General features: G+C 43.7%; 24 protein-coding genes and 2 tRNA genes. 16 read left to right on the top strand and 10 right to left on the bottom strand.

The window, feature by feature from the left end; translation table 11 throughout:
* Positions 1-32: 32 nt before the first annotated feature.
* From ASULF_RS04040 to ASULF_RS04025, 4 genes are all read right to left on the bottom strand, one after another.
* Positions 33-446 carry a hypothetical protein gene (locus tag ASULF_RS04040; protein ID WP_015590420.1) on the bottom strand — a complete coding sequence of 138 codons (414 nt, stop codon included), beginning with the start codon at positions 444-446 and terminating at the stop codon, positions 33-35.
* A gap of 121 nt (positions 447-567) precedes the next feature.
* Entirely contained in the window at positions 568-795 is a 228-nt protein-coding gene (locus ASULF_RS04035) for a NifU family protein (RefSeq protein ID WP_269077387.1), read from the bottom strand.
* Positions 796-873: 78 nt separating this feature from the next.
* Positions 874-1644, bottom strand: a complete 771-nt coding sequence (gene thiD / locus ASULF_RS04030; RefSeq protein WP_015590418.1) for a bifunctional hydroxymethylpyrimidine kinase/phosphomethylpyrimidine kinase — start codon at positions 1642-1644, stop codon at positions 874-876.
* A gap of 296 nt (positions 1645-1940) precedes the next feature.
* Positions 1941-2393 carry a DUF2240 family protein gene (locus ASULF_RS04025; RefSeq protein ID WP_015590417.1) on the bottom strand — a complete coding sequence of 151 codons (453 nt, stop codon included), beginning with the start codon at positions 2391-2393 and terminating at the stop codon, positions 1941-1943.
* A gap of 95 nt (positions 2394-2488) precedes the next feature.
* On the opposite strand from ASULF_RS04025, the gene ASULF_RS04020 reads away from it, so the two are divergent.
* The 5 genes from ASULF_RS04020 to ASULF_RS04000 all read left to right on the top strand — a co-directional run bounded on the left by ASULF_RS04020 (position 2489) and on the right by ASULF_RS04000 (position 10327).
* Positions 2489-3781, top strand: a complete 1293-nt coding sequence (locus ASULF_RS04020) for a molybdopterin molybdotransferase MoeA (protein ID WP_015590416.1) — start codon at positions 2489-2491, stop codon at positions 3779-3781.
* Positions 3781-5736, top strand: coding sequence for a molybdopterin biosynthesis protein (locus tag ASULF_RS04015; RefSeq protein ID WP_015590415.1), 1956 nt, complete (start codon positions 3781-3783; stop codon positions 5734-5736). The genes ASULF_RS04020 and ASULF_RS04015 overlap by 1 nt, the downstream gene beginning before the upstream one ends.
* 98 nt (positions 5737-5834) lie before the next feature.
* The gene (locus ASULF_RS04010; protein WP_015590414.1) at positions 5835-6362 is read left to right on the top strand and encodes a ferritin family protein; all 528 of its coding nucleotides are present in this window, start codon (positions 5835-5837) and stop codon (positions 6360-6362) included.
* A 281-nt stretch (positions 6363-6643) separates the two neighbouring features.
* A complete protein-coding gene (locus tag ASULF_RS04005) occupies positions 6644-7966 on the top strand; it encodes an FAD-dependent oxidoreductase (protein WP_015590413.1) in 1323 nt (440 codons plus the stop codon).
* A 57-nt stretch (positions 7967-8023) separates the two neighbouring features.
* Entirely contained in the window at positions 8024-10327 is a 2304-nt protein-coding gene (locus ASULF_RS04000; protein ID WP_015590412.1) for a DEAD/DEAH box helicase, read from the top strand.
* On the opposite strand, the gene ASULF_RS03995 is transcribed toward ASULF_RS04000, so the two are convergent.
* Positions 10311-11159 carry a DUF166 domain-containing protein gene (locus tag ASULF_RS03995; protein WP_015590411.1) on the bottom strand — a complete coding sequence of 283 codons (849 nt, stop codon included), beginning with the start codon at positions 11157-11159 and terminating at the stop codon, positions 10311-10313. The two genes, ASULF_RS04000 and ASULF_RS03995, sit on opposite strands and share 17 nt — an antisense overlap.
* Before the next feature lie 273 nt (positions 11160-11432).
* Between ASULF_RS03995 and ASULF_RS03990 the strand changes: the two genes are divergently transcribed.
* The gene (locus ASULF_RS03990; RefSeq protein ID WP_015590410.1) at positions 11433-12221 is read left to right on the top strand and encodes a flavodoxin family protein; all 789 of its coding nucleotides are present in this window, start codon (positions 11433-11435) and stop codon (positions 12219-12221) included.
* Here the strand turns inward: ASULF_RS03990 and ASULF_RS03985 are convergent.
* Positions 12218-13171: a radical SAM protein gene (locus ASULF_RS03985; protein WP_015590409.1), complete on the bottom strand. Its 954-nt coding sequence runs from the start codon at positions 13169-13171 to the stop codon at positions 12218-12220. The two genes, ASULF_RS03990 and ASULF_RS03985, sit on opposite strands and share 4 nt — an antisense overlap.
* A gap of 132 nt (positions 13172-13303) precedes the next feature.
* Between ASULF_RS03985 and ASULF_RS03980 the strand changes: the two genes are divergently transcribed.
* Positions 13304-13386, top strand: a tRNA-Leu gene (locus ASULF_RS03980).
* Between the two features lie 326 nt (positions 13387-13712).
* On the opposite strand, the gene ASULF_RS03975 is transcribed toward ASULF_RS03980, so the two are convergent.
* Both ASULF_RS03975 and ASULF_RS03970 read right to left on the bottom strand, forming a co-directional pair.
* Positions 13713-15848 carry a carboxypeptidase-like regulatory domain-containing protein gene (locus tag ASULF_RS03975; RefSeq protein WP_015590408.1) on the bottom strand — a complete coding sequence of 712 codons (2136 nt, stop codon included), beginning with the start codon at positions 15846-15848 and terminating at the stop codon, positions 13713-13715.
* Positions 15849-16000: 152 nt separating this feature from the next.
* Positions 16001-16083: transfer RNA gene (locus tag ASULF_RS03970), tRNA-Ser, on the bottom strand.
* Positions 16084-16282: 199 nt separating this feature from the next.
* Between ASULF_RS03970 and tgt the strand changes: the two genes are divergently transcribed.
* Positions 16283-17476: a tRNA guanosine(34) transglycosylase Tgt gene (tgt, locus tag ASULF_RS03965; protein ID WP_015590407.1), complete on the top strand. Its 1194-nt coding sequence runs from the start codon at positions 16283-16285 to the stop codon at positions 17474-17476.
* 8 nt (positions 17477-17484) lie between these two features.
* Here the strand turns inward: tgt and ASULF_RS03960 are convergent, their stop codons facing one another.
* Positions 17485-18195 (bottom strand): queuosine precursor transporter, encoded by a 711-nt coding sequence (locus ASULF_RS03960; protein ID WP_015590406.1) that lies wholly within the window; start codon positions 18193-18195, stop codon positions 17485-17487.
* Between the two features lie 409 nt (positions 18196-18604).
* Here ASULF_RS03960 and ASULF_RS03955 point away from each other — a divergent pair, with 409 nt between their 5' ends.
* The 8 genes from ASULF_RS03955 (at position 18605) to ASULF_RS03920 (ending at position 25285) form a co-directional block, all read left to right on the top strand.
* A complete protein-coding gene (locus tag ASULF_RS03955; RefSeq protein ID WP_015590405.1) occupies positions 18605-18793 on the top strand; it encodes a methytransferase partner Trm112 in 189 nt (62 codons plus the stop codon).
* Between the two features lie 12 nt (positions 18794-18805).
* Positions 18806-20401, top strand: coding sequence for a glutamine hydrolyzing CTP synthase (pyrG, locus tag ASULF_RS03950; protein WP_015590404.1), 1596 nt, complete (start codon positions 18806-18808; stop codon positions 20399-20401).
* Positions 20398-21309, top strand: a complete 912-nt coding sequence (gene guaA, locus ASULF_RS03945) for a glutamine-hydrolyzing GMP synthase (protein ID WP_015590403.1) — start codon at positions 20398-20400, stop codon at positions 21307-21309. The genes pyrG and guaA overlap by 4 nt, the downstream gene beginning before the upstream one ends.
* A gap of 274 nt (positions 21310-21583) precedes the next feature.
* A complete protein-coding gene (locus ASULF_RS03940; RefSeq protein ID WP_015590402.1) occupies positions 21584-22054 on the top strand; it encodes an ATP-binding protein in 471 nt (156 codons plus the stop codon).
* 2 nt (positions 22055-22056) lie between these two features.
* Positions 22057-23253: a formylmethanofuran dehydrogenase subunit B gene (locus tag ASULF_RS03935; protein WP_015590401.1), complete on the top strand. Its 1197-nt coding sequence runs from the start codon at positions 22057-22059 to the stop codon at positions 23251-23253.
* On the top strand, positions 23253-23621 hold the full coding sequence (locus ASULF_RS03930) for a molybdopterin dinucleotide binding domain-containing protein (protein WP_015590400.1): 369 nt from the start codon (positions 23253-23255) through the stop codon (positions 23619-23621). The genes ASULF_RS03935 and ASULF_RS03930 overlap by 1 nt, the downstream gene beginning before the upstream one ends.
* A gap of 141 nt (positions 23622-23762) precedes the next feature.
* Entirely contained in the window at positions 23763-24590 is an 828-nt protein-coding gene (locus tag ASULF_RS03925) for a basic amino acid ABC transporter substrate-binding protein (RefSeq protein WP_015590399.1), read from the top strand.
* A gap of 20 nt (positions 24591-24610) precedes the next feature.
* A complete protein-coding gene (locus ASULF_RS03920; protein WP_015590398.1) occupies positions 24611-25285 on the top strand; it encodes an amino acid ABC transporter permease in 675 nt (224 codons plus the stop codon).
* Here the strand turns inward: ASULF_RS03920 and ASULF_RS03915 are convergent, their stop codons facing one another.
* The gene (locus ASULF_RS03915) at positions 25286-25762 is read right to left on the bottom strand and encodes a GNAT family N-acetyltransferase (protein WP_015590397.1); all 477 of its coding nucleotides are present in this window, start codon (positions 25760-25762) and stop codon (positions 25286-25288) included.
* Positions 25763-25768 lie beyond the last annotated feature (6 nt).

Raw genomic sequence — 25768 nt, 5'->3', positions numbered from 1 at the left:
AAATCGATTTTAAACAGTCTAAAAAAGTAAATTCATAGGTAGGAAAGGATTTCATCAAGATCCAGATTGAAATCGCTCAGTCTTTTCTTCGCTCTGCTGAATGCGGTTGGGTTGTAGTTCTCTCCCCTGGCTTTTGCCATTACTGCCTCAAATTCTGAGGGAGATAGTAATTCCTCGAGAACATCTTCAAGATACGGTCTTTCGATTGTTTTTACTTCCTCTTTTTGACCAACGGGGGTGTTATTGTTAAAAACCATAGCTTCATTCTTCCAGCACTTTTCACACTCTGATACGAGTATTAGCTTTCCGTCCTCAGCAAACCACGATTTCTGATACATTATGCCACCACATGTGCAAAATCCGCCAAAGTATTTTCCTTTGACTCTTTCTCCTTTTATTGCTCTATCTCTGAATATCAGTCTATTTATTGGCTCTATAAGTATCATCGATGGGGGATTTGTCTCATGTTATTTAATTTTTTTGATTTTTTTATTTGATTGAGTAATATTGGCTACAAAATAAATAATAGTTTTTTTTAAATTAAAATTAATAAATAATCTTCTAATTTTAAACAGGAATCACCTTCTTAACCTCGGGTATTTTCCTCCTCAGGTGCTGTTCAACCACCATTGTGAGCGTTAACTGTGACATCGGGCATCCACCACAGGCTCCGAGGAGCTGAACCTTAACAATACCCTTATCCTCTTCCACATCAACAAGCGCTATGTTACCTCCATCCCTCATCAATGCAGGCCTGATATCCTTATCAATTACTTCCTCAACCTTTTCTTTCAATGACATAAACCAGAGTATCCACTCCAGAGTATTTAAAAATTCTGGAATCTTGACTTTCAATGATAAGTGCCGTATAGGCTAAAACTGAACGAAATCTGTTGCAGGAGTCACACAGGGATGGCACTTTCCCACAGGCTTTGCTGATTTAACTGAACTGAGTAAATAAAGCCTCGCAAGTCTGCATGCATCATCAAGTTTCCTTTTTGTTAGGAAACATGTGAGTGCCGTACTGTAAGCGCAGCCAGTTCCCCTTATCTCAAAATCCGAAAATTCCGCAGATACTGTGAATACATGATCTCTTATCATGTCATAGACGACATCATTACCCTCTAGCCCACCACCGGTGATCACGACGGAGACATTCAGCATCTCTGAAAGCTTTTCAGCACAGGCTCTGGCGTCATCTATGGATTCGATTTTAACTCCTGAAAGAACCTCGGCCTCATATTTATTGGGGGTTATGACCTTTGCAACCTCGCAAACCCTTTTAGCAATTCTGCTTATATCTGAAAATGTATGTCCGGTTGTGGATTTGAAAACAGGATCCCATACAACAACATCGAAATCATTCAGAAGCTTTAAAGTTTCAGTATGGGCTTCGTGTATTACTCCGATTTTAACACCAGCAATGTTCAGATCTTCTAAAATACTCAAGAGCTGTTTCTCCACAACCTCTCTGGGAACTACCTCATGACCTATAGCTTTGCATGTGTTCTGGAAGGTTATTGAGGTGACAATGGTGCATGAATGAAACCCGAGAGCTCTAATAACGGCACTATCAAGTGTAATGCCCGCACATCCGGATGGATCAAGTCCTGCAATTGAAAGTATCGATGTTCTGTTTGCCATACTCGTAATTAGGCGCTAGTTTTTTAATATTTTAGAGTTGAACACAAGTTGAATACAATTTTAAGATCCTTTTACAGTTTTCGCCAACATTTAACTTTCCATTCTGGTAATTTTTCATCAAAATGTCCTAGATCATAAAAATCATTCAAGATCCAAATATTTATCTTGGAAGTGTTCAGCTATGGAGATGCGAGAGATAGTGGTCTTGGACCACACTCCATTAAAAATTTGAGAGTTATGAGAGGATAAAGGTTGAAGGTGTGCGAAGGGAGCAGCATCCATCATAAAGCTGCCCCCTACAAAAACACCTCCTCCCAGAGTTTTGGGAGGTAGGGCTTCACATCGATACCGCACTCCTTAGCATAGATTAAAGAGATAACTTCAGCATAAAGCAGGTTCGACATTTCCTCCTGTTTTCTGTTTATAGCAGAGACAACTTCAGATTTATCAATTCCAAGCCTTTCTGAAATCAGATCCACGAGTTCCTCGAAAACCCCCAGATCGAATATCTTTTTTACATCCGGCTTGAAGCCCACGGGAACATCCACCTGCTTCAAATCGAAAGTTGGTTCGAGCATGCCTTCGTTGAAGGTAAGCAGCCCCTTCCTTATCGCCTCCTCAACAACCTTTTTGCTCGTGCTGTGGGAGAACCACTTGAGATCGAAGGACAGCAGATACGTCAGATCGGACTTGCTCATTCTCTTTTTTCCTTTGCTTTTGAAGGCTGATGCTATCACAAGTGAAAGCATAATCCGATGCTCGCTGATGGATTTAAATCTTTTAAGGCCCTCATGTTACCTTCCACAAATCAAAAAATGTTAAATCTCTGTGATCAACAATTTTTATGAACTCCCCATCTGAATTCGAAGATGTTCGCGAGAAAGGATTTTACAGGAAGGTGAATGTATATCAAGCCCTCAAACTCTTTTTGAAGAATGTTCCCCTGCTCGACTGGGAGGAAGTGGATTTCTTTAACGCTCTGAATAGAGTTTGCTATGAAGATGTTTACTCGAAGAGAGATGTTCCTCACTTTGACAGGTCTGCGGTAGATGGATACGCTGTAATTGCCGAGGATACATACTCTGCATCAACATCCAATCCGATAATTTTCAGAGTTATCGACTCGATTGAGATTGGTGAACAGAAAGATGTCGCGATTGAATCCGGAGAGGCTGTCAGAGTATCCACCGGTTCACCTCTGCCAAAAAATGCCAATGCCGTGGTTATGATCGAATACACCTCACAGATAGATGAAAGCACGATTGAGGTATATTCCTCCGTCCCACCATTCAAAAATGTTTCAAGGGCAGGAGAGGATATCAGAAAGGGAGAGGTGGTTGTAAAGAGGGGAGAGATCATTCAGCCACACCACATAGGCCTGCTGTCAGCCTCCGGAAACCTCAGAATCAAGGTGTTCAGGAGAGCAAAGATCGCGATTGTAAGCACAGGAAACGAGCTCGTGGAACCATATGATGACATAAAGGGTGCCCAGATAGTTGACACGAACAGATACATGCTGATGGGAAGGATAAAGCAGCTGAACGCAATAGCTATGGATTTTGGCATCGTCAGAGATGATGAAAAAGAGCTGACAGATGTGTTCGAGAAAGCTCTGAGTTCTGCAGACATCATTATATTCAGTGGAGGGACTTCCGTAGGGTCGAAGGATCTCGTACCTCAAATCGTTAACAGGTACAGGGATGGAGTTTTCGTCCATGGGCTTTCGATAAAACCAGGAATGCCTGCAGGATTCACAACCTGCAGAGGAAAACCCGTAATTCTGCTTCCCGGGTTTCCTGTTGCCAACTATCTGGCTTTCAACTTGATAGTTCCACCTGTGCTTATGAAGATGTATGGGATCGATGCAAAGAAGATGATACCGCCGGGATCAGTTATAAAAGCTTATGCTGGAAGAAGAATACCATCTTCAGCAGGAATCAGAACGCTCACAAGGGTTTACCTCGAAGAGGTTGATGGGAGGATTTTCGCCTACCCGCTGAGAACATCCGGCTCCGGGATAATAAGCTCATTGTGCAAGGCTGATGGGATCATAGAGGTGCCGGAAGAAGTTGAAGGGTATGAGGCGGGAGAAGAGGTAGAGGTAATTTTGATAAACTACTTCAGGAGGAGTTTTTGATGAGCAGGAAAGTTTTCAGGGAACTCATTCCAGAATCAAAGGTTATTTCGATAATTAACGGCTTCAAAGTTGAACCGACCGCAGATGAGGTTGAATTGAAAGAGGCTTACAACAGGGTTGTTTTTGAGGACTACTATGCGAGAATAGATGTTCCCCCCTTTGATAGATCCACGATGGATGGTTATGCTGTCATAGCAAGCGATACATTTCAGGCCGATGAAGACAGTCCGGTAAGGCTGAAGGTAGCTGGTAGGGTGTCTGCAGGGGATCATCCTTCTGTGGTGGTTGAAGAAGGGACAGCTGTGGAGATTTCCACAGGGGCTGTAATCCCATCGGGAGCCAATGCCGTTGTCATGGAGGAATATACATCCATGGATGGCGAGTATGTTAACATCTACAGGCCAGTGGCTCCGGGAGAGAACATAATGCCTGCCGGTTCAGACATAATGGCTGGAGAGCTTATAGTCAGAGCCGGAACAGTTTTAACAGCAAGAGAGATAGGAGTTCTCAGTTCATCCGGATACGATCGCGTTAAGGTGTTCAGGAAGCCAAGGGTTGCCGTATTCTCAACAGGTAATGAGATCGTCAGCCCGGGGAGAGAGCTGGAATTTGGCAAGATATATGACATAAACTCCTATGCCATCATGGCTTCACTGATGGAAGATGGGGCAGAACCCGTTTTTCTTGGAGTAGCCAGGGATGATGAAAAGGAGATCGAAGAGATGATTAACAGAGCACTGGATTACGATGTGATAATATGCTCTGGAGGTACTTCTGCAGGCTCAGGAGACATGATATACAAACTCCTCGACAGGTGGGATCCTGGAGTTGTTGTTCACGGCATATCTGTAAAGCCCGGTAAGCCGACGATAGTGGCTATGCTTGGAAATAAACCAGCTTTTGGGCTTCCAGGAAACCCAACCTCTGCCTTGATGATATACAATGTCTTTGTTAGTCCTCTGATCAGAAAGCTTTCCGGGATGAGAAAAAAGCGGATCTCTGTTAAGGCGAGGCTTGCGGTCAAGACCTTCTCCTCTCACGGCAGGGTGGAATACCTTCCGGTTAATCTTGTGATGGGTAAAGAGGGTTACTCAGCATATCCGGTATCCGGACACTATTCTGGTGCCATCACATCCCTCTCGAGGTCTGACGGATTCATCAGAATCGATGAGGACATCTCCATAGTCGATGAGGGGAGCGAGGTTGAGGTAACGCTCTTCAGCGAGAGCATAAAGCCAGCTGATCTGATGATAATCGGAAGCCACTGCATAGGGCTTGATGTTATCTACAGAATTTTGAGGGAGAAAGATGCGAGCATATCGGTCAAGATAATCAATGCCGGGTCCACTGGAGGGATTCTGGCAGTTAAGAGAGGAGAGGCTGATATTGCCGGCACACACCTGCTGGATGAGAGCGGAGAGTACAACATCCCATTCATAAAGAAGTATGGGCTGAAGAGTTGCTACCTCGTTAAAGGGTACATAAGGGAGCAGGGGATAATCGTTCAAAAGGGAAATCCACTGGGGATTAAATGTATTGAGGATCTTGTCGATCTGGAATGCAGGATTGTCAACAGAAACCGTGGCTCCGGAACGAGGGTGCTTTTTGACATGTACCTTAAAGAGATAGCTGATAAGAAGGGAATTGAATTCAGGAAAATCGTTAAAAAGCTGAGGGGATATGAGATTGAAGCGAAATCCCACACAAGCGTTGCCGTTTCTGTTTTGATGAACAAGGCTGATGCTGGTCTGGGTATAAAAACAGTAGCTGATAGGTATTCTCTGGATTTCATACCGCTGAGGGGAGAGGAGTATGATTTCCTGATATCAAAGGACAGGTTCTCAAAAGATGTAGTTCAGGAGTTTATAGATGTTCTGAGGTCAGAGGAGCTCAGGCGATCCCTGCCAAATGGTCTGAAAGTTTACGAGAGGACGGGAGAGGTCATAGAACTCTGAATTTATTTTTTAAGTTGACCTGTTGAAAATCAAATGGCTTAGATCAGGCTAACTCAAAAACACAAAAATATTTTATAGTTTTGCTGCATATTGTACATATGAGAGTTTACAGATGCAGAATCTGTGGAGATCCGTACATTGGGAATTACCCACCATCTCACTGTCCATTCTGCGGAGCTCCGAAGGAATTTATGGTTCCTGCTGAGGAGTGGAGAGATGAGAACGATGTGGAGCTCAGCGAGATCTCGAGGAAGAATCTCGAACAGGCTCTTGAGCTTGAGCTGACCAATGCTGGATTTTACAGAGCGGCTATGGAGAAGTCCAAGAACGAATACTTCAAAGCTATGTTCAAAGCTTTAAGCAAGGTGGAGTCTGAGCATGCTAGTGTTATATGCAAGCTTTTGAAGATAAAGAAGCCTGAAATTCCGAAAATCGATGCTAGCGATGACGACCTCGAGAATGTTAAAGAGTCGTTTGAGAGGGAGTCGAAAGCAATAAAGTTCTATACGAAATCAGCACAGGAGGCTGTTGAGGCGAGGGTTAAAGAGGTCTTTACAGTCTTGGTTAACATAGAGAGCACACACCTGCTGCTCGATGAGGGAACTGAGAAGATGTTTAAAAATTAAACAAACCCATTCTTTGTCACTTAATGCGAGGGGCTCAAAAATTTAAATTTTTAATTTAATAAAAGTTCTTATATTTTTGCTTATTAAAAACGGTGTGGTAGAGTGTGAGATACGGAGTGAAAGTTCTAGACACCTGGAAAATGCAACTTCATTACTAACTTATTTACCACTCAACATCACTCCATGTTTTGAGCGGATATCGTGTGGTGCAGCATCTCAGACTAAATTTATCCCAAAAAATTAAAATAGTAATTCGTTATAATTATATCTGGAGGGATTGCTTGAAAGTAGCAATAATCGGCGGTGGAGCGGCGGGAATGAGTTGTGCCTCGAGAATAAAGAGATTGAGACCGGACTGGGATGTAAAGGTTTTCGAGAAATCCCCCTATGTCAGTCATGCTCCATGTGGAATACCCTTTTATGTTTCCGGGATTGTTGACAGCATAAACAACCTGTGCAGCTACGACATCGATTTTTTCAGGGAGCGAAGGGGGATAGATGTTCTCACTAGAACTGAGGTTCTTGAGGTTGGCGATGGAGAACTCCATGTACTGAGAGATGGCAGAAAAGAGAGGTTCGAGTGGGACAAGCTTCTGTTTGCCACTGGGGCGAGAGCAGCACCACTCAATGTCCAATGCGAGGAAATCGAGGGTGTGCTGTGCGTTCATTACATAGAGAACGGAGAGAAGGTAAAAAGGCTCGTGAAGAATTGCAGGAGCATTGTTATCGTTGGCTCAGGATACATAGGCGTGGAAATGGCTGAAGCGATCTCACGACTTGGAAAGAATGTTGTTCTCATCGAGAAAGAGGAATATCCGCTTCCGGAATATGATGTAGAGATTGGCTCGGTCCTCAAAGAGAGGTTGCAGAAAGTTGTGAATGCGAGGTTCAGCGAAAAGGTTGAGGCTATTGAGGGGAAAGACAGGGTTGAGAGGGTTGTGACGGATAAGGGAGAGTACAGATGCGACATGGTCATATCGGCCATAGGTTCCCAGCCGAACATAGAGCTTGCTAAACAGCTAGGGGTTAAACTTGGCAAGACGGGGGCTATAGCAGTAAACAGCAGAATGCAGACGAACATAGAGAATGTGTATTCCGCTGGGGACTGTGCTGAAACCACAAACATAATCACGGGCAAACCGGACTGGATTCCTCTTGCCGTCCCGGCGAACAAAATGGGTTATGTCGCGGGAGTTAACATTTCTGGCTTCGAGATGGAGTTTCCCGGAGCTTTGAGAAGTCAGATAACGGGCTTCTACGATCTGGAGATAGGCAGAGCAGGTTTGAGTGAGAAAGAGGCTAAAATGCATGGCTTCGAGACCATATCGGTAACGATAACGACAAAATCAACTGCAAGATACATTCCGAATGGAGACATAACGGTTAAAATGGTGTCAGATGTTGACGGAAGGGTGCTGGGCGTCCAGTGCATAGGGAAAGGAGTTGCCAAAAGGATTTACGCAGCCTCATCATTGCTTTACAAAAAGGCCATGGTAGAGGATTTCTTTTTCGCTGATTTGCCATATTTCCCTCCTGAATCAAGAGTATGGGATCCGCTGGTTGTCTGTGCAAGGAATCTGTTCAGAAAGCTCGGAATTCCGTGATGGTCTGGCAAATAGCCTAACAAAACTAATTTGTTCAGAGAGCCGTAAATCCAACCAATGGATGTCAGCAAGTTCTTCTGCGAGAGATGCGGCAGAATAAAGCGAAAGTGTATTTGTAAAAAGGAGAGCACAAGAAAGAAGAATCTAAGGCTGCTGAATGAAATATCTCCGGAGTCCTACAGTGAGCTTCGCAACCTGTTCGATACCGATGATGAGATAATTCATTACAGAATCCTGAACCCTGTTGATCCTCTGCCAGATATAGAACTGTCTGATCTAAATTTTTCAGGAGATTTGAAGCTCGCCTTAATAGATAGGGGAATAGATAAGCTTTATAACTTCCAGAAGGATGCAATAGAGTTTTTGCTTGATGGGAAAAATGTCGTGATTACAGCCCCAACCGGTTTCGGGAAAACTGAGGCATTTGTTATCCCGATGATCGAGCGGGTCAGGAATTATGGCAAAGGGATCATAATCTACCCAACAAAGGCTCTCGCAGCAGATCAGGAACTCAAGATAAGGCACTACTCGGAATACTGCGGGCTAAGAGCTATTAGATTCGATGGCGATTCAACAGCAAGGGAGAGAAGGGATGTTCTCAATGGCAGGTTCGACATCCTTTTAACAAACCCGGACATGCTCGACTACCACCTGAGGAACACAGCAGAGTTCAGGAAGGTTGTAAAAGACCTGTGTTTCTTAGCAGTTGATGAACTGCACTACTACTCAGGAATCATCGGAGCAAATCTTTACTACTTAATCAGAAGGCTGAAAAGGTTCCGCAATTTCCAGATCGCCTGTGCGTCGGCAACGCTTTCGAATGCTAAGGAGTTTGCAGAATCGCTGTTTGATGAAAAATTCGAGTGGGTTAAAGCGGAGAAAAGGAAGGGAGAGAGTCACATCGTTATGCTATATACCCAGAACCTCTTTAAGGCAATAAGCGATATAGTGAAATCCTTTCCAGATAAGAAGGTTCTAATATTCGGAAACAGCTATAGATCAGTTGAATACTTTGCATTCACACTGAACAGACAGGGAATCAGAGCTGCCATACACAAAGCTGGTCTGAGGAAGGATGTCAGGAAGGAGGTTGAGAGAAGGTTCAGGGATGGGGAGATAAAGGTTGTTGTCTCAACCTCCACTCTTGAACTTGGAGTGGATATAGGCGATGTGGATGTTGTAGTTTCCGAGATCGTGAGCTTCCCGCACTTTATTCAGAGGCTTGGAAGAGCAGGGAGGATGGGTCAGAAGTGTGTTGGGGTTATCCTGTTGAGGAGCGATGATGCGATAAGCAACTATTACCGAGAAAAGCCGGAAGAGTACTTCGACAGTGAACAGCTTGGATTTGTTGAGAAAGAGAATGAGGAGCTGCTGAACTTCCATTTAATCTCCATGGCTATTGAGAGACCTTTTAGCATCAATGAGCTTGGAGATTTTGAAAGGAGAATTCTGGAAGATTGTTTGGCTAAAGGATACCTTATGATCGATGACAGAGTTTTTGCAACAGACAAAGGAGTCAGAAAAATGAGGGAGTTCAGCATGAGGGGTATTGGTGACAGCGTTAAGATGTACAGGGATGGGAAGGTCATTGGAGAGAGAAGTCTGCCAGTAGCAATAAAGGAGATGTTTCCGGGAGCTGTTTTGATCCACAATGGAGAGAGGCTGAGGAGTGTTGAGTTCAGCCTGAGCAAAGCTGTTTTAGAGCCCTGTAGAGAGGATATCATAACCCAGCCTCTCTACACATCAATACCTGTTATCAAAGATATTATTGAGAGAATAGGGTCTCCCGTCAGTTCAGCCTACTGTTCTCTAGAAATAACGATGAGCGTTTTTGGTTATATGGAGAGGAGCACTTTCGGTGAGGATAGGGCCGTGAGGTATCTGGATGAGCCGGTTTCGTACACTTTCTCAACCAAAGGCTTCCTGTTCTCAGCACCCTTTCCTGATTCAATGGATTATGATGATTTCTATGCCGGAAGCTTTCACGCACTGGAACATGTTCTGATCGAGACGAGCGATATGCTTACTGGAGGCGGTAGTTCGCAGATAGGCGGGATATCAACTCCGGATGGAGATATTTTCATCTACGATGCCAGCTTTGGAGGGAGTGGCCTGAGCAGGTTGCTGTTCAAGAGGCTTGAAAGAGCCTTCAGAATATCCTATGATGTGCTCAAAAACTGCAAATGTGGCAGGATAGAGGGATGCCCCTCATGCACCTACAGCTACCAGTGTGGTAACAACAACACCCCGCTAAACAGAATCGGGGCGATGAACATAATAGAAAAGATATTCAGAGGGATAAAAAAGAGGCTCGACGATTCCAAGTACTCCGGGTATACTGAGTTCAGGTACTTCCCTTGACTATGGGTATCAGATGCTCGGGAATGTCTTCATCTCCCTCATATCCTATGGCTTTATCGACTGCATGCCTCGCAGTGTATCCGGCAACATGAAGCAGAGTTTCGTTATATTCGTTGTCCTTCTCCATGCTTGCTGTACACGGGAACGAGTGGTGTGAGCTGGAAACCCTGTCCCATAGCTCCCTCATGTCTTTAAACTCAAACTCCCTCAGTTTTATTCCTATATACCACCCAGCACCACATGGCTGGCTCCTTATAACTCTAAAGTTCTTGATCTTCTTCACACCCCTGCTATCCTCAACATCTACCTCAAACTCCGGATAACCAATGCCCATCTCATCGATGAAGCGGTTGATCGTTGGTGTGTCTTCTGACTTCCTGAGCAGGCAGAACGGCTTTGGAGCTGCGAATTCAAGTCCGATTTCTGTGCAGCTCTCCTTTAACTGCTTTGCCAGTCCGGCAGAACACCACCTCGGCTCCTCCACTGGAACGATTAAAGCCTTGAATCCAGACTCTTTCAGTTTCTCAGGCAGCGCCATGAGAATATCCGGATGGATGTTTATCGCTACTGCAATATCTGCCTTTGGAATCTTTTTTGGTAAAAAGTCCTCTGCATCCTCAATGAAATCCGGCATATTCTCTCTGCTCAGAAGACCAAAGGTAGCGACTATATTTTTGGAGAAGCTGTAAGCGCCCTGCTTGCACTGAACGCATTGATCCAGCCCACAGGCCCCGAAAGAGGGGCATGAGTTTGAATAATTCATCAGGTTTGCGATGAACCTCTCACCGAAAAATCCGTTATAGAACACCACAAGCTTCAGATTCGAATTCATAGTATAGAGTTCATTTCAAAATAGTTAATTTTTTACCCGAAATTGTTTGGGTTTCTTGGTCTGAGTTTGCGGTTGTTTCGGGTTTTGAGTAAATATTATGGTGTAAAATACCATAATATCGTAAAGATCTCAAATCAATCAGACAGAATTCCGCTCCAAATCCTGAAACACTATTTTTGACAGCTCCTTTATTAGTTTACTACTGCCACTTCCACAACTCAAAAACTATCATAAAAAACAAAGCTTAAATCCCTGGTATTGAACCAGAATTTTATGAGCAAAAAATTGTTAAGTATAGTCTCGACAGAGAGAAAGAAAGGAAACAGTGTTCTTGCATCAAAATACATCGCAAAAGCCCTAAATGCAGAGCTGGAGATCATAAACCTCGTAAAAAAAGATATCAGGCCATGCAAAGCCTGTTACAGATGTCTTTATGGTGAGGACTGCAAGATAGATGATGATGTCGAGGAAATTCTCAGGAAAATAGATGAGTGTGATGTTCTGCTCATAAGCTCTCCAGTTTACTGGCTGGATGCTACCGGAAACCTCAAAGCATTCATTGACAGGTGCTTTATGTCGATGAAGTATTTTGAAAGATTTAAGAACAAGAAGGGTGTTGTTCTGACCTTCCATGGTTTTGAGGATATGAAAGGCTGGGCTTCCGCCACCCACCTAGTTCTGGCGAAGGTGCTTGGAGTGGATGTGCTGGCGAACATTGAGATAAAGTCCGCACTCCCGGCTGAGATGTTCATGACTGAAAGCATAAAAAAGCTCGATCTTGTCGCTGAGGCAATAAAGGAGGAAAAGAGAGTTGTTATGGATGGACAGTGTCCTGTTTGTCTCAACACGGTATTCAGAGTAATCGATGGCAAACTCGACTGCCCGGTTTGTGGCTCTTTGCTTGACACAGAACTCAATATACTGAAGCGGGGGGAGAGGTTCACACCGGAATGGGTCGTCAAGCATTTCAGTGTAGAGCTTATAGGTTTAAAGGAGAAATACAAGGAAATAAAAGATGAGCTTAAAAGACAAACCGAAATGATCTTCGGGGAGTCTGATTAGAAGCCCAACAAACTCAAGTTTCCAATATTTACATTTTTCAAATACCTTCTGGCGGCATTGTAGCACCTCACAACCTGTTCTCTCGGTGTAACCGGTAAATCCCTCAGCCTGTAGTCGGGATGGAAGACCAGAAGGCTGTAAGGTATGTCCTCATCAACTTCAGCTATAAAGGAAGCTATGCCCTCCACCTCCTTTTCATCCACATAATATGGAACGAGCAGCGTTGTTGCAGACACAACCTCAGGGTCGATATCATATGCGAGTTTGAAGTTCTTCAATGTGGGCTTATTGCTCCTGCCCGTTAGAATCTTATACAGATTATCATTCCAGGCCTTTAAATCGAATTTTACAGTTCCCTTGCTTTCAGAGCTTATCTTTACAGCCTCTTTAACAAACTTCTCCCTTCCACCACCGTTCCACTCCCAGCAAATCATTATATCTCTTTCTTTCAGCACTTTCCTGCTGAACCTTATTGCGAACTGTAATTGGGGTTCTGGCGAGCCTCCAAAGTGGCATATACACTTTATTCTATCTTTCATTGCATACTCAACTGCAACATCCAGACTGATGATCCTGCCAGCCTTTTTATGCTCCCAGTTCTGGCAGTAGAGACAGTCAAAGTTGCATCCATAGTAGAAAACAGCCAGATTAGTTCCTCTCAGCGAGCTACCTCTGCAGAACCATGCGTTGCAGCAGTTCGTTGGCAGAGGGTCTTCGTAGTATGTCATCATGGCCCTGTTCGGAGAGATTAGACTTCTGTCCAGACCGCACAGTCCCGTTACACTGAAATTACAGAAATTCTCACAGAGAGAACACTTTCTATCACCTGAAACGCTCTTATGAAGGGTGCGGGAGATTTTATCCGCTGTTTCAGGGTTAGTTCTTATGCAGTCAGCGCATAAAGGAATGGTTTCCGTGTGTGTCTCTCTGTTGCAGATCAGGCACTTCATTGTCGATAAGGGTATGCAATAGCACCCAATAAACCTTTTTGGGATGTGATTGCAACATTTACAACATTTGCATGCAAAAACTTGATAAGCGCAACGCAGAAATAGTACAATGTTTCAAGTTATATCATTCTTGCGGGGGTTGCCGAGCGGACAAAGGCGCTGGATTTAGGGTCCAGTCCCGTAGGGGTTCGAGGGTTCGAATCCCTCCCCCCGCATGCTTTTTGTTGTTTATTGCTTCATTCTCCTCGAGTTGTGCAACTTTGTTCTTTGATTTGGTCTTAGAAACATTTGATCAGGGTTCGGGGGGAGGTTGATAGTTGGATAATACCAATCTTCATACCAAGTTTTGCATCTCGGACATCTCACCCTGACTCTTTCAGGAGGCATGGTCATGTCAAGAATCTCACAAAAGCTTAAACAAGCAGCTGTATATACGGCTTCCGCCCTTAAATTCCAGAGCCGAAGTAAGATTGGAGGGATAGGATGGGCGGAAGCCCAACATGTCATCTAAAGATAGCAAGTGTTCTATCTGTTGGCCCGATCACTTCCTTGCACCCCTTAAAGCGATACCTCCAGCCACTGATATTAGCGCTATAACAACCTCAAACCCTGGTGTTTGGCTTAACCCCACTGCTACCTCTACCTCACTTTCCGCTTTTTTATCCTCAGCCTCAACGATTATCTTTGCCTCATAAGTCAGCGGTGGCAGATTCTCAGGCAGAGTGTAGCTGAATTCAGTCTCAATTGGTGGGTTCTCAAGCACTATTCCTGGAAGTTCAAACTCCTTCTTGAACCCTGCAGCTGAGAGAACAACTTTCACATCAGCCTTACCCTTCCAGTCCTTGGGCTCCCAATCAACTTTAAGCTTGAGATTTATCGTCTCTCCAGGTTTTGCCGTTATTTTGCTGGGTGTTATGCTGAGGCTGAGGGATTCAAGCTTAGAGGTTGGAGCTGGTTTTTCAGTTTCCTCTAGAATTGGAGTTGCAGTCGGAACTGATATTTGGGTATTCTCTGTAGGTGTTGGAGTTATTGGTGGTTCTTCAGGCTTTTCATATTGTGTTTTCCCCTCTTCTGCATTTACTCCTGCGATGGTTTCTTTGATAAGGGTGAAGGTCCTGATTGCATCTTCAGCCTGATCCACCGGGATGGTGTGATCTTCAAAGTTCTGTCTGTACCTCTCAAACACCACCAGAACTGGTACTGATGGTAATGAGTTATCGAGCAGGCTTGCTGTTAAAACAACTCCTTTGAGAGTATATTTCCCATCAACTGACACCACATCACCGATACTACTATAATTATGCTCAAAGCCTGTGATGCCAAACCCGAGAAGAGCGTTAACAACAGGCAATGACGATTCGAATGTAGCCATTGGCTCGAAATAGACATCAACCGGAGATGTTGCTGCCGGAGGGAACATTGTTGCAACCATGTTCTTAACACTGAGGTCCTTGGCAATATTATAGACTCCAGAAATTTCCACAACTTTACCATAGTACTGTCTTGGATTCGCAAGTATATCGCCTATGCTAGCCACCTCAGCCCTTATGTTAACATTCTCAATGAGCAAAACCACACCTTTTTCAGAAATGAATTCTCTCAGTTCATCCGGGAAAAGCAGATCGACCAGATAGGCTGGGATTACCAAGGCTGTTATCTCAGCATTCAACGCCTTCCAGTATGCCTGAGTAGTGCCAGTTTCAACAATTCTCTCGAATCTGAATGTTGAGGCTCCTGTAAACTTTGTTAATTCCTCAATCGTCTCTCTGTCTGGCTCTTTCTGCAATTTCTTTCCAGCATCCATCAGCTCTTTTACGAACTCGTTGAAGTCAACAGGAAGCGTGCTTATTGAGCCAACGCATACAGGAGTGCCGAAAGATTTCACATTAAATGATACTTCCCTGAAAGGACCATCAACAACGATCTCCTTACCGGCAAAATTACCCGGATTATTCAAAAGGTCCACAACCTCAACATTTTCAGCATTAAGTTTCTCAATGTTGGTGACCTCAAAGAGTTTCCAGGACTTGTCTTCAAATTCAACATCAACACCCAGGCTGTAACCCTCAATCCTGTAATAACCACTCTTTTCCACATCGATCTCGCCATAGAGGATCATGTAGTTGTTCCCGTCGGTGAAAAATGCTACTGGTGAGGTAGGTTTAACATCCCTTGCTTTTTCAATTAAATCAGATATTTCAAGATCCTTAATGTTTATTGAGTCAAATACTTTATCACCAAACAACTCATAAATTAAATCTCCCCTGAAAACCAAACCTCTATATTCTTCAGTTTCAGGAATTTCAGGAGTAGGAGTTTTAGTGGGAGTCTCAGACCCTGGAGTCTCAACCTCACGAGGTTCAACACTCAAACTTAAGCTTGCCGCAGGAGTATAACCAAACTTACTCGCTCCGATCAGATAAACTCCTGGAGAGTTGAAAACGTAAGTTATTTTGCCATCCTCATCTGTCGTGCCAATTTCAACCCCATTAATGTAAACCGTAACACCCTCTACTGGATCTCCTGACAAAGATTCAATAATCTTTATCTCGACCTCATCTCCAACCATCGCTCTTGATGGCAGATCAATTTTCAGAATTCCGATTGCCGAGGCTGGAGCCACCAAGATCGTTAAAGCTAGAAAACCGAAAACGAGGTAATTAGTCAGTTTTACCATTCCTTCCCCTCCATTACATATAAATGTATATGGGGATTAAACTAACAATAACTCACTTAAAAAAGTTGCTATCTGGCGATTTTTCTACAAACCATAAAAACAGAATATGGGGGTGTGTTGTGAAATTGATAGGATTAGAATCCAAAATAAAACGCCGGGGGTGGGACTTGAACCCACGCGTCCCAAAGGGACACGAGCTCTCCAGGCTCGCGCAGTGCCTCTCTGCCACCCCGGCTTTTGCACTAAACCTGATTGCCTAATGTTAGTTTATAACTGTTTATGAGGTTTGTGGTGCATTGTGGTATCCCAAATTTTACTCAGTCTCACACTCCTAACAAACCACATGACTCCTTCTGAAAAAGTCCAAAGTTAGATAAGACACAGGTATCAATTTGAAGCAAACAATTTAAGCAAAGACAAATTCTTACCTCAGGATGAAATTCAAAATTGACACAACATTAGACAGAATGAGGACAGGTGTTGTAAAAACCAAGCATGGAAAATTTAATACTCCGGTTTTTATACCTGTGGCAACCCTTGCGAGTGTTAGAGGACTTGATAACAGGGATTTGAAAGAAATGGGTGCGGAGGTTTTGCTTGCAAACACATATCATCTCCACCTCCGTCCTGGAGACGAGGTAATAAAAAAGCTTGGTGGATTGCACAAATTCATGAACATTGATTTACCCATTGTAACTGATTCTGGGGGTTTTCAAGCATTCTCACTTGGTTTTGGTATGGAGCACGGAGTTGGAAAGATTGCGAATAATATTTTCCTTGAGGGATTGAAAGATATTGATTTTAAGGGTGAGAAATGGGCTTATGTGGATGACAGAGGTGTAAGATTCAAAAATCATATAAGCGGGGAGATCGTTGAACTCACACCAAGAAAATCAATGGAAATACAATCAAACCTTGGTTCCGACATCATTTTTGCATTTGATGAATGCACTTCTCCTTTATCGGACAAAAAATATACGGAAATAGCTCTTGAAAGAACCCACAGATGGGCTGAAGAATGCCTTCAGTATTATAATAAAAAGCAGGCAATTTTTGGAATTGTTCAAGGGGGAGAATACAGGGATTTGAGAGAAAGGTCGGCAAAATTCATGGCGGAAAGAGATTTTGATGGTTTTGGGATTGGAGGCTCACTTGGAAAGAGCAAGAGGGATATGCATAACATTCTTGAATGGGTTATACCGCTTTTACCGGAGGAAAAACCCAGACATTTGCTTGGAATAGGTGCGGTCGAGGATTTGTTCAATTGTATTGAACGGGGCGTAGATATGTTCGATTGTGTCGCTCCAACGAGGTGGGCAAGGAGAGGACATCTTTACATTAGCCCTGAGGAAGGTGGAAAACCAGAAAACAAATTCAGAATTCACATCAAGAATGCAAAATTCCGATTTGACACAAATCCAGTCGATAGAAGTTGTGATTGTTTTGTATGTCAGGAGTATTCAAGAGCCTATCTCAGACACCTCTATGTTTCCAATGAACTCACATACTTCAGACTTGCATCATACCACAATGTCTACTTCATTATCAGGCTTGTTGAAAAAATTCGTGATTCTATTGAAAGTGGAGCATTTTACGAATTAAAAAAGAGATGGTTGGGTTATCAATAACATTACACTTACTTTTCTGCCAATGACTCCTTAATTACCCTGCTCAGATAAACGAATGGTGTGTCCAGCACAGCGACAATGAATTTCATTATGTAAGAGGTGATGAAAATCTCTGCTATAACCTCCCATGGGAAAACCTGTTCCCAGAAAATTCCAAATCCAACGAACGCAATCCATGTAAAAACCGCATTATCAATCAACTGAGAAACCATGGTTGATGCGTTATTCCTTAACCATAAGTGCTTACCTTTAGTTTTTCTTTTCCAGAAATCAAATGCCCAAACATCATGAAACTGGCTTATGATGTATGCTGTGAGGCTTGCAACGGTTATTCTCGGAAGTAGACTGAAAATCTGCTCGAGTGCGGGACTCAAAGTGTCACTTTGATCGGGAATGAATGCAAGACATAACTGCATGATTATCGTGGTAAATATCAGGGTAAAGAACCCGATCATCACTGCTTTTCTTGCAGACTCTTTCCCGTAGTTTTCACACAGAATATCCGTTACCAGAAATGTAGAACCATAGATGATGTTCCCCATTGCTGTAACAAGTCCAAAGAACTTTATTGTTTTCATTACTTGTATATTGGCTATTATTATAGCCATTGCAGTCCATGCATAGAGTCCAGACTTACCAAATAATCTGTATGCTAAGGTAATCCCTGAAAAGTTTACTATGAGAAGGATAAACCAGAGTATCTCGTTTTGGTAGAGCATGTTAAGATTTGTCTGCTATCGTTTTTTAATTATTTCCATTCGCTTTATAATTTGTGTTTTCCCGAAATTATTTCTCACATCTCCAAATCCTAACATGAAACTTGACGAGAGAGTAATAGAATGGATAATCAGGGAGAAAGAAGGAATTCTGCCTGTTTCTTTGAAATTCTCTGCCTTGTAGCTGAGAATTCAGATATCTTTCTTACCGATTTCACTTTTCAGCCACCGTTTCATCATTCTGAGTATGTCTCTGTTGGTTAGATTCCTCACATAGGTTTGTTCGGGGTGTAAAGTTATTTCAGGATACTACAAGGTTTGTGTTGCATTAAAGTTTGGGGCTATTATATCAAATTACATCACCAGAATGATCTCCACCAAAATTTTTAAACTCTCGTATCCAACTTGGTTCATGAAGAGGCAACTTCTTGACATCCTCGCATGCCCCGTTTGTAAGGGCGATCTCACGCTCGAGGTTGAGGAAGAGAAAGATGAGGAAATTATTGCGGGAACTCTTATCTGCGAGAAATGTAATGAGAAGTATCCGATAGAGGATGGCATTCCAAACATGCTGCCACCTGAGCTGAGAGATAAAGTTTGACAGGGTGTGATCATGAAATATATTTTCGTAACTGGAGGAGTGATGAGCGGACTGGGCAAGGGTATTACAGCGGCCTCCATCGGAAGGATTCTCACAGATATGGGCTACAAGGTGGTGCCGATAAAGGTGGATCCCTACTTAAACATAGATGCTGGTACGATGAACCCCTTCCAGCATGGAGAGGTTTTCGTTTTGAAAGATGGTACTGAAGTCGATCTTGATCTCGGCCATTACGAGAGGTTTATTGGTGAGGAGGTTACCGGCGAGCACAATGTCACAACTGGAAAAATCTACATGTCCGTTCTTGAGAAGGAGAGGAGAGGAGACTATCTGGGTAGCACAGTTCAGATTATTCCTCATGTCACCGATGAGATAAAAATGTGGATAAGGAATGTGGCTGAAAAGAGCGGAGCAGACATCTGCCTGGTTGAGATAGGAGGTACAGTGGGAGACATAGAGGGCATGTCTTTTCTGGAGGCTGTGAGGCAGATGAAGAATGAAGAGAAGCCTGAAGACTTCGCTCTGGTTCATGTAACCCTCATACCATTGGATCTCGGTGGTGAGCAGAAAACCAAGCCAACACAGCACAGCGTTAAGGAGTTGAGGAGCATAGGCTTACAGCCGGACATAATAGTTGGTAGATGCAAGGAAAGATTGCTCGAATCGACAAAGAAGAAGATCGCTCTGTTCTGTGACGTTCCAGTTGAGGCTGTGATAAGTGCCCACGATGCTGAGGAGATATATGAAGTCCCACTGATGCTGAAGGAAGAAAAGATGGATGAGTATCTCATCAAAAAGCTCAAACTTGAAAAGAGAGAATCAAAGAAAACTTGGGAAGAGATTGTTAAGAAGCTAAAGAGTTTGGAGAAAGAAGTTACGATAGCCCTCGTTGGCAAGTATGTTCATGTTAAGGATGCTTACATCAGCATCAGGGAGGCTTTGAAACACGGCGGTATTTTGGCTGGATGTAAGGTCAATATGGTGCTTGTAGACAGCGAGGATCTGGAGAGGTATCAGGACTTCGAACTGGATGTCGATGGAATTCTCGTTCCTGGCGGGTTCGGGCATAGAGGTAGTGAGGGCAAGATTCTGGCAATTCAGTATGCGAGGGAGAACGATATACCCTTCTTGGGTATTTGTTTCGGGTTCCAGCTCTCTGTGGTTGAATTCGCCAGAAATGTTCTTGGCTATGAGGATGCCCATAGCTCTGAGCTGGCAGATACGAAGCATCCGGTCATAGACCTCCTGCCGGAGCAGAAGGAAATAGACAAGCTTGGTGGTACGATGAGGCTTGGCGACATCGAGGTTACTGTCAAGAAGGGCACGAAGGCCTTTGAACTCTACGGCAGAGAAAAGATCGTTGAGAGGCACAGGCACAGATACGAAGTAAATCCCGACTACATCCCTGAGCTTGAAAAGAAGGGTGTGGTGTTCTCCGGAACATCCGACTCAGGGAGGAGAATGGAAATTCTGGAGTTGCCAGATAAGAGGTTCTTCTTCGCAACACAGTTCCATCCGGAATTCAAGTCAAGGCCGTATTCACCATCACCTCCGTTTGCAGGGTTTGTGGAGGCCTGTTTGAGATATTCTGAGGAGGTAAATCAATGAATGTTGAGAAGTTCGTTAACAAAGCAATTGAGGAGATAAGGAGCAGGGTAGGTGATGGGAAAGCCATAATCGCGTTATCCGGGGGTGTTGATAGCAGCGTATGCACGGCTTTAGCCTACAGGGCTATTGGAGACAAGCTCATTCCTGTTTTTGTTGATACAGGCTTAATGCGATTGGGGGAGCCGGAGAGAATAAAGGAGATATTCAGCGACATGAATCTGGTCTTCATAGATGCGAGGGAAGAATTTCTGAAAGCTTTGAAAGGCGTTGAGGATCCTGAGCAGAAAAGGAAGATAATTGGAGAGCTTTTTGTCAGAATTTTTGAAAGAGTTGCCAGGGAGAAGAATGCGGACTACCTAATACAGGGAACGATATATCCAGACATCATCGAGAGCGAGGGTGGAATCAAAAGCCACCACAATGTTGGTGGATTTCCGATTGACTACGAGTTCAAGGGAGTTATAGAGCCTCTCCGCGAGCTGTACAAAGATGAGGTCAGGGAGGTGGCGAGGTACTTGGGATTACCAGAGGAAATATCTGAGAGAATGCCCTTCCCTGGTCCGGGATTAGCAGTCAGGATCGTTGGAGAGGTTACTCCGGAGAAGGTTGAGGTTGTTAGAAAGGCTAATGCCATAGTTGAGGAGGAACTTGCAAGCTACGATAAATGGCAGTGCTTTGCTGCACTGGTTGGAAAAGCAACAGGAGTTAAAGGAGACAACAGGGTTTGGGGATACATAATATCTGTTAGAGCGGTCGGTTCAAGAGATGGTATGACTGCAGATCCGATAAACATAGAATACGATGTGCTCAGGAGAATTGCACTCAGGATAACTGGCGAGATTCCCGAGGTGGCAAGAGTGGTTTACGACATAACTCCGAAACCTCCAGCGACGATAGAGTACGAGTAGTCTGTTGTTTTTATTTTGCTTATTACTTCTTTACCAGTAGCCAACTTAACATCCTAACTTAACATTTTAGCCTTTGTTATCCCAAAAAACCAGCAGAACCAAACCGGTTACGAAAATTGCTGTTGCACATATGGAAGCAACCTTTGGAACAATTATATCGCCCAGCAATCCTGTAAAAATCAGTGAGATTCCCAGTTTCTCAACACTTTAATCACTCTTTACATTATAAATCGTTTCAAAAAACCATATATTTTGTGTGATAAATTTATAAAGTATGGCGATTACCCCGATGGAGGTTTATAAACTCTTACCAAAAACCAACTGCAAGAAGTGCGGGGAAGCAACATGCATGAGCTTTGCATTCAAGGTAATAAACAGGGAGAGAAAGCTTGAAGACTGCACACCTCTTTTTGAAGAGAAAAAATACGCTCCACAGCTTGAGGAGCTTAAAAAGATGCTGAAAGGGATTGAGGAGGCTACTGAGACCGGACTGATAGTCGATGAAGAGTTATGCTCGGGATGTGCTAACTGTGTGGTTGTGTGTCCCGTTCACGCTTCGGATGACCCTTATGGCATGGGATCGGGCTATGGGCCAACGATAGATGATCCGATACTTCGCATAGAGGATGGTGTTGTTAAGGTTATAAATATGAAGAAGTGCAGGAGATATGGTAAAAACAGAATACTGTGTGTTGCCTGCAGGGAGAACTGTCCGAGCGATGCGATAAGATTTGTGGAGGGTTAGCCATGGTAACCTGTGCTGGTTGCTCGTGTTTATGCACAGACATCGTTGTCAAGGATAAGGTATTCAACGCCTGCAGGAGAGGGGCGAGCATATTTAGGAATGCCGAGAATAACAAGGCGAAGCCAAAAGTTGATGGGAAGGAAGTGGATTTCGATACTGCACTGAATAAGGCAATTGAACTGATTAGCAATTCAAAGAATCTTGCCGTATATGGTCTTGATACGGTTCCTCTGGAGGCCCAGGAGTTAGCAATAAAGCTCGCGGAGAAAAAGGAAGCGTTCATCGATGACAACTCCTCCTTCTGCCTTGGTGATTTTGTTGAGATGATTTTGAAAAAAGAGATCCCAACAACCACGCTTGATGAGGTAAAGAAGAACGCGTATGTGATATTTTACTGGGGTACCGATCCATACAACAGCCTCTCAAGGCATCTCTCTCTCTACACATATTACCCTAGGGCTGGAAAGAGACAGAGAGGATATGAAGAGGACAGGTTTCTGGTTGTTGTGGATGTTAGAAAAAGCCATACTGCAAAGCTCGCAAAGAAGAATGCAAGGTTCATCCAGGTCAATAACGATCTCGAGTTAATTGACGGCTTCATCTCAGCTTTGGATGGAAAGGCTGGAAACTATTTCAAGGATGTTTCGAGAATAATCAGTGAAATGAAAAGAGCCGACTTCAATGTAATCTTCGGAGGACTGGGGCTTAAGTATGGTTTGAACTCAGACTACAGCAGATTTCTGGAGATGGTTAATAAGATGAACGAGATCTCGAACGTGTACTTCCTGCCAGCAGGATTCCATGCAAACATGAGAGGGTTCAACGAGCTCATGTTTGAGAAAACGGGTTTTGTGAACAGATATTCATTCAGAGAAGGAAAAGCTTCAAAAGATTTTGAGTTCAAAAACCTGATTTTGAACGATGAAATAGACACGGCACTAATCATCGGAACGGATCCACTGAACTCGCTGCCCTTTGAGGTTGCCAGAAAGCTCTCAAAAATAAAGAAGATTGTGATTGACCCCAAGAACACCTTTACAGCTAGAACAGCTGATGTTGTTTTGCCTTCGGCTATAACTGGCTATGATCAGGGAGGAACTATGGTTAGAAGTGATGGAGTAAGGATTGAGGTTGAACCGCTAAAAGAGGGTGATGTAAGCGATATTTCTATTCTGAAGAGGATACTGGAGGGGATCTGATGAAGTTCGGGAAATTCATCAAGAGAGCTGTTGTGGATGTTGTAGTTGCGAGAAACTCACATCAGGCTACAGCAGAGAAAGATGAAGAGGAGTTCGAGAAACTTTCAGCAGTTCTGTTCTTAAATCCAGAGTACGCGAAGAAAATGGGCTTTAAAGAGGGTGATGTTGTTGAGGTTGAAAGTGGGGGGAGGGCTGTGAGGCTAAAGGTCATGTATTCTGACACAGCGCCAGATGAGGGTGCAATGATGCCAAACAGCATTTACTCCAACTATCTTTCTGGAGATAATTTGAAGATGTTCAAGGCTACGATTTCTTCATCGAATCTGAGACCAACCAGTGTAAAGGAGATCTTAGAGCGTTTTATTTGAGTTTTATCGACTCTCTCTTTTGTATTGGCCTGTCTAAATTATTTGACTTAATAGATTTTTATCAATATTAAAGAGATCGTGAACAGTTCACATTCGAAAGACTAAAATATTATTCAATTTTTGAAAGCCTGGGGTGAAATAATGAAGAAAATGTGGTTTGTTGTAGTGGTGCTGTTAATAGCAATCGGCTTTGCCGGATGCACACAGTCGGAGACACCGAAGCAGACGCCGGCTCCCACACAGACGCCAGCCGAGAATGAGATACCTAAGTACTACCTCGTTACGGAAGGCATGCTCACAGTTGGAAGCGACATAGCATATCCACCATTTGAGTTCACGGATGAGAAAACAGGAAAGTATGCTGGATTTGATATAGATCTGATGACCGAGATAGCGAAGAGGCTTGGTTTGGAGGTTAAGTTCGTTAACACTGCATGGGATGGCATAATTCCAGGACTGCTATCAAAGAAATACGATGTAATCTGCTCTGCAATGACCATAACTGAAGAGAGGGCCAAGCAGGTTGATTTCAGTGAGCCATACTTCGAGGCCAAGCAGGTTATAATCACAAGGGCTGATGATACGAGCATCCAGAGTGTTAAGGATCTCGACGGGAAGAAGGTTGCCGTTCAGCAGGGAACAACTGGAGACTTCGCTGCAGAGAGGCTGAAGGAGAAGGGCATTAACCTGGAGATAATAAGGTTCGAAGGTACACCAGAGGCTTTGATGGCTATACAGAAGGGAGATGCTGACGCTGCTATTATCGACAACTTCGTTGCATATCTGGCAGTTAAGAAGGATCCAAAGGTTTACCGGGTTGTTGAGGATCCAGAGTTCGAACCTGAGTACTACGGTATAGCTGTAAACAAGGATAACAAGGGACTGCTCGAAGCGATAAACAAGGCACTTGAAGAGATAAAGAAGGATGGAACATACGACAAGATTTATGAGAAATGGTTCGGTTCCTAATTTTTATTTTTTGATCAGAAATGGCAGGGATAGGTCAGTTTGACATCGATCTGTTCATAAGGATCCTCCCGGATTTAGCCTTTGGAGCCTTTGTAACACTGAAGCTCACACTCGTTTCAATACTCTTCGGGCTGATTATAGGCACGATTGCAGGGCTTGGCAGGGTATCAAAGAACCCAATACCCTTTGCGGTATCAACATTCTATGTTGAGGTGATCAGAGGAACACCCTTGCTAGTGCAGATCCTCATAATCTACTTTGGCCTTCCAGCAATTGGCATAAACCTTGAGCCAGAGCCAGCGGGAATTATTGCCTTGAGTGTTTGCAGTGGGGCGTATATTGCGGAAATAGTTAGGGCAGGAATAGAATCGATACCTATCGGACAGATGGAGGCAGCGAGATCGCTTGGGATGAGCTATCTGCAGGCCATGAGATATGTGATATTTCCGCAGGCGTTCAGAAACATACTTCCAGCACTTGGGAACGAGTTCATAGCTTTACTGAAGGACTCATCGCTTCTCTCCGTGATATCCATCGTTGAGCTGACGAGGGTTGGAAGGCAGATCGTAAACACAACTTTCAATGCATGGACACCGTTTCTTGGCGTGGCTTTGTTCTACCTGATGATGACAATCCCGCTCAGCAGACTGGTGAGCTACTCGCAGAAAAGACTCGGAACATATGAAGTTAAGTAGCTAAATCTTTTTTACCATCCTGATCCAGATACCCCACTTTCCTTTTTCATTAAACCCATTTTTCATGTAGAACTTCCGCGCTCTGTAGTTCTTCTCCCCAACCCACAGTTCTGCGAGTTTTCTATCTTTGCTTTTTGCATATTCAACAGCTTTGTTGAGCAAAAAGCTACCAAAACCCTTATTCCTGTACTCTGGGTGTAGCACGAGTTCATGTATCTCTCCAACCTTAAGCCTATCGAAAATGCTAACCCAGTTCGTATCGCATGCAACAAATCCTATAATCTCATCACCCTCAAGAACCATGAATCCATCTTCATCTCTGTTTCTGAGCCATTTGAAGTAGTTCTTTATCTCCTTCCTCTTTGTGTATGCGTACTCTTCAAGTCCTCGATAAGCTTCGATGTAGATGTTAACGAAAGCTTCGAGGTCACTTCTGTCAACTTTTCGTATCGTACATCCATCAATAAAATCTTCCATCAATAA

Source organism: Archaeoglobus sulfaticallidus PM70-1, assembly GCF_000385565.1.
Lineage (GTDB): Archaea > Halobacteriota > Archaeoglobi > Archaeoglobales > Archaeoglobaceae > Archaeoglobus_A > Archaeoglobus_A sulfaticallidus.
This window is presented reverse-complemented; position numbering and strand designations above follow the sequence as displayed.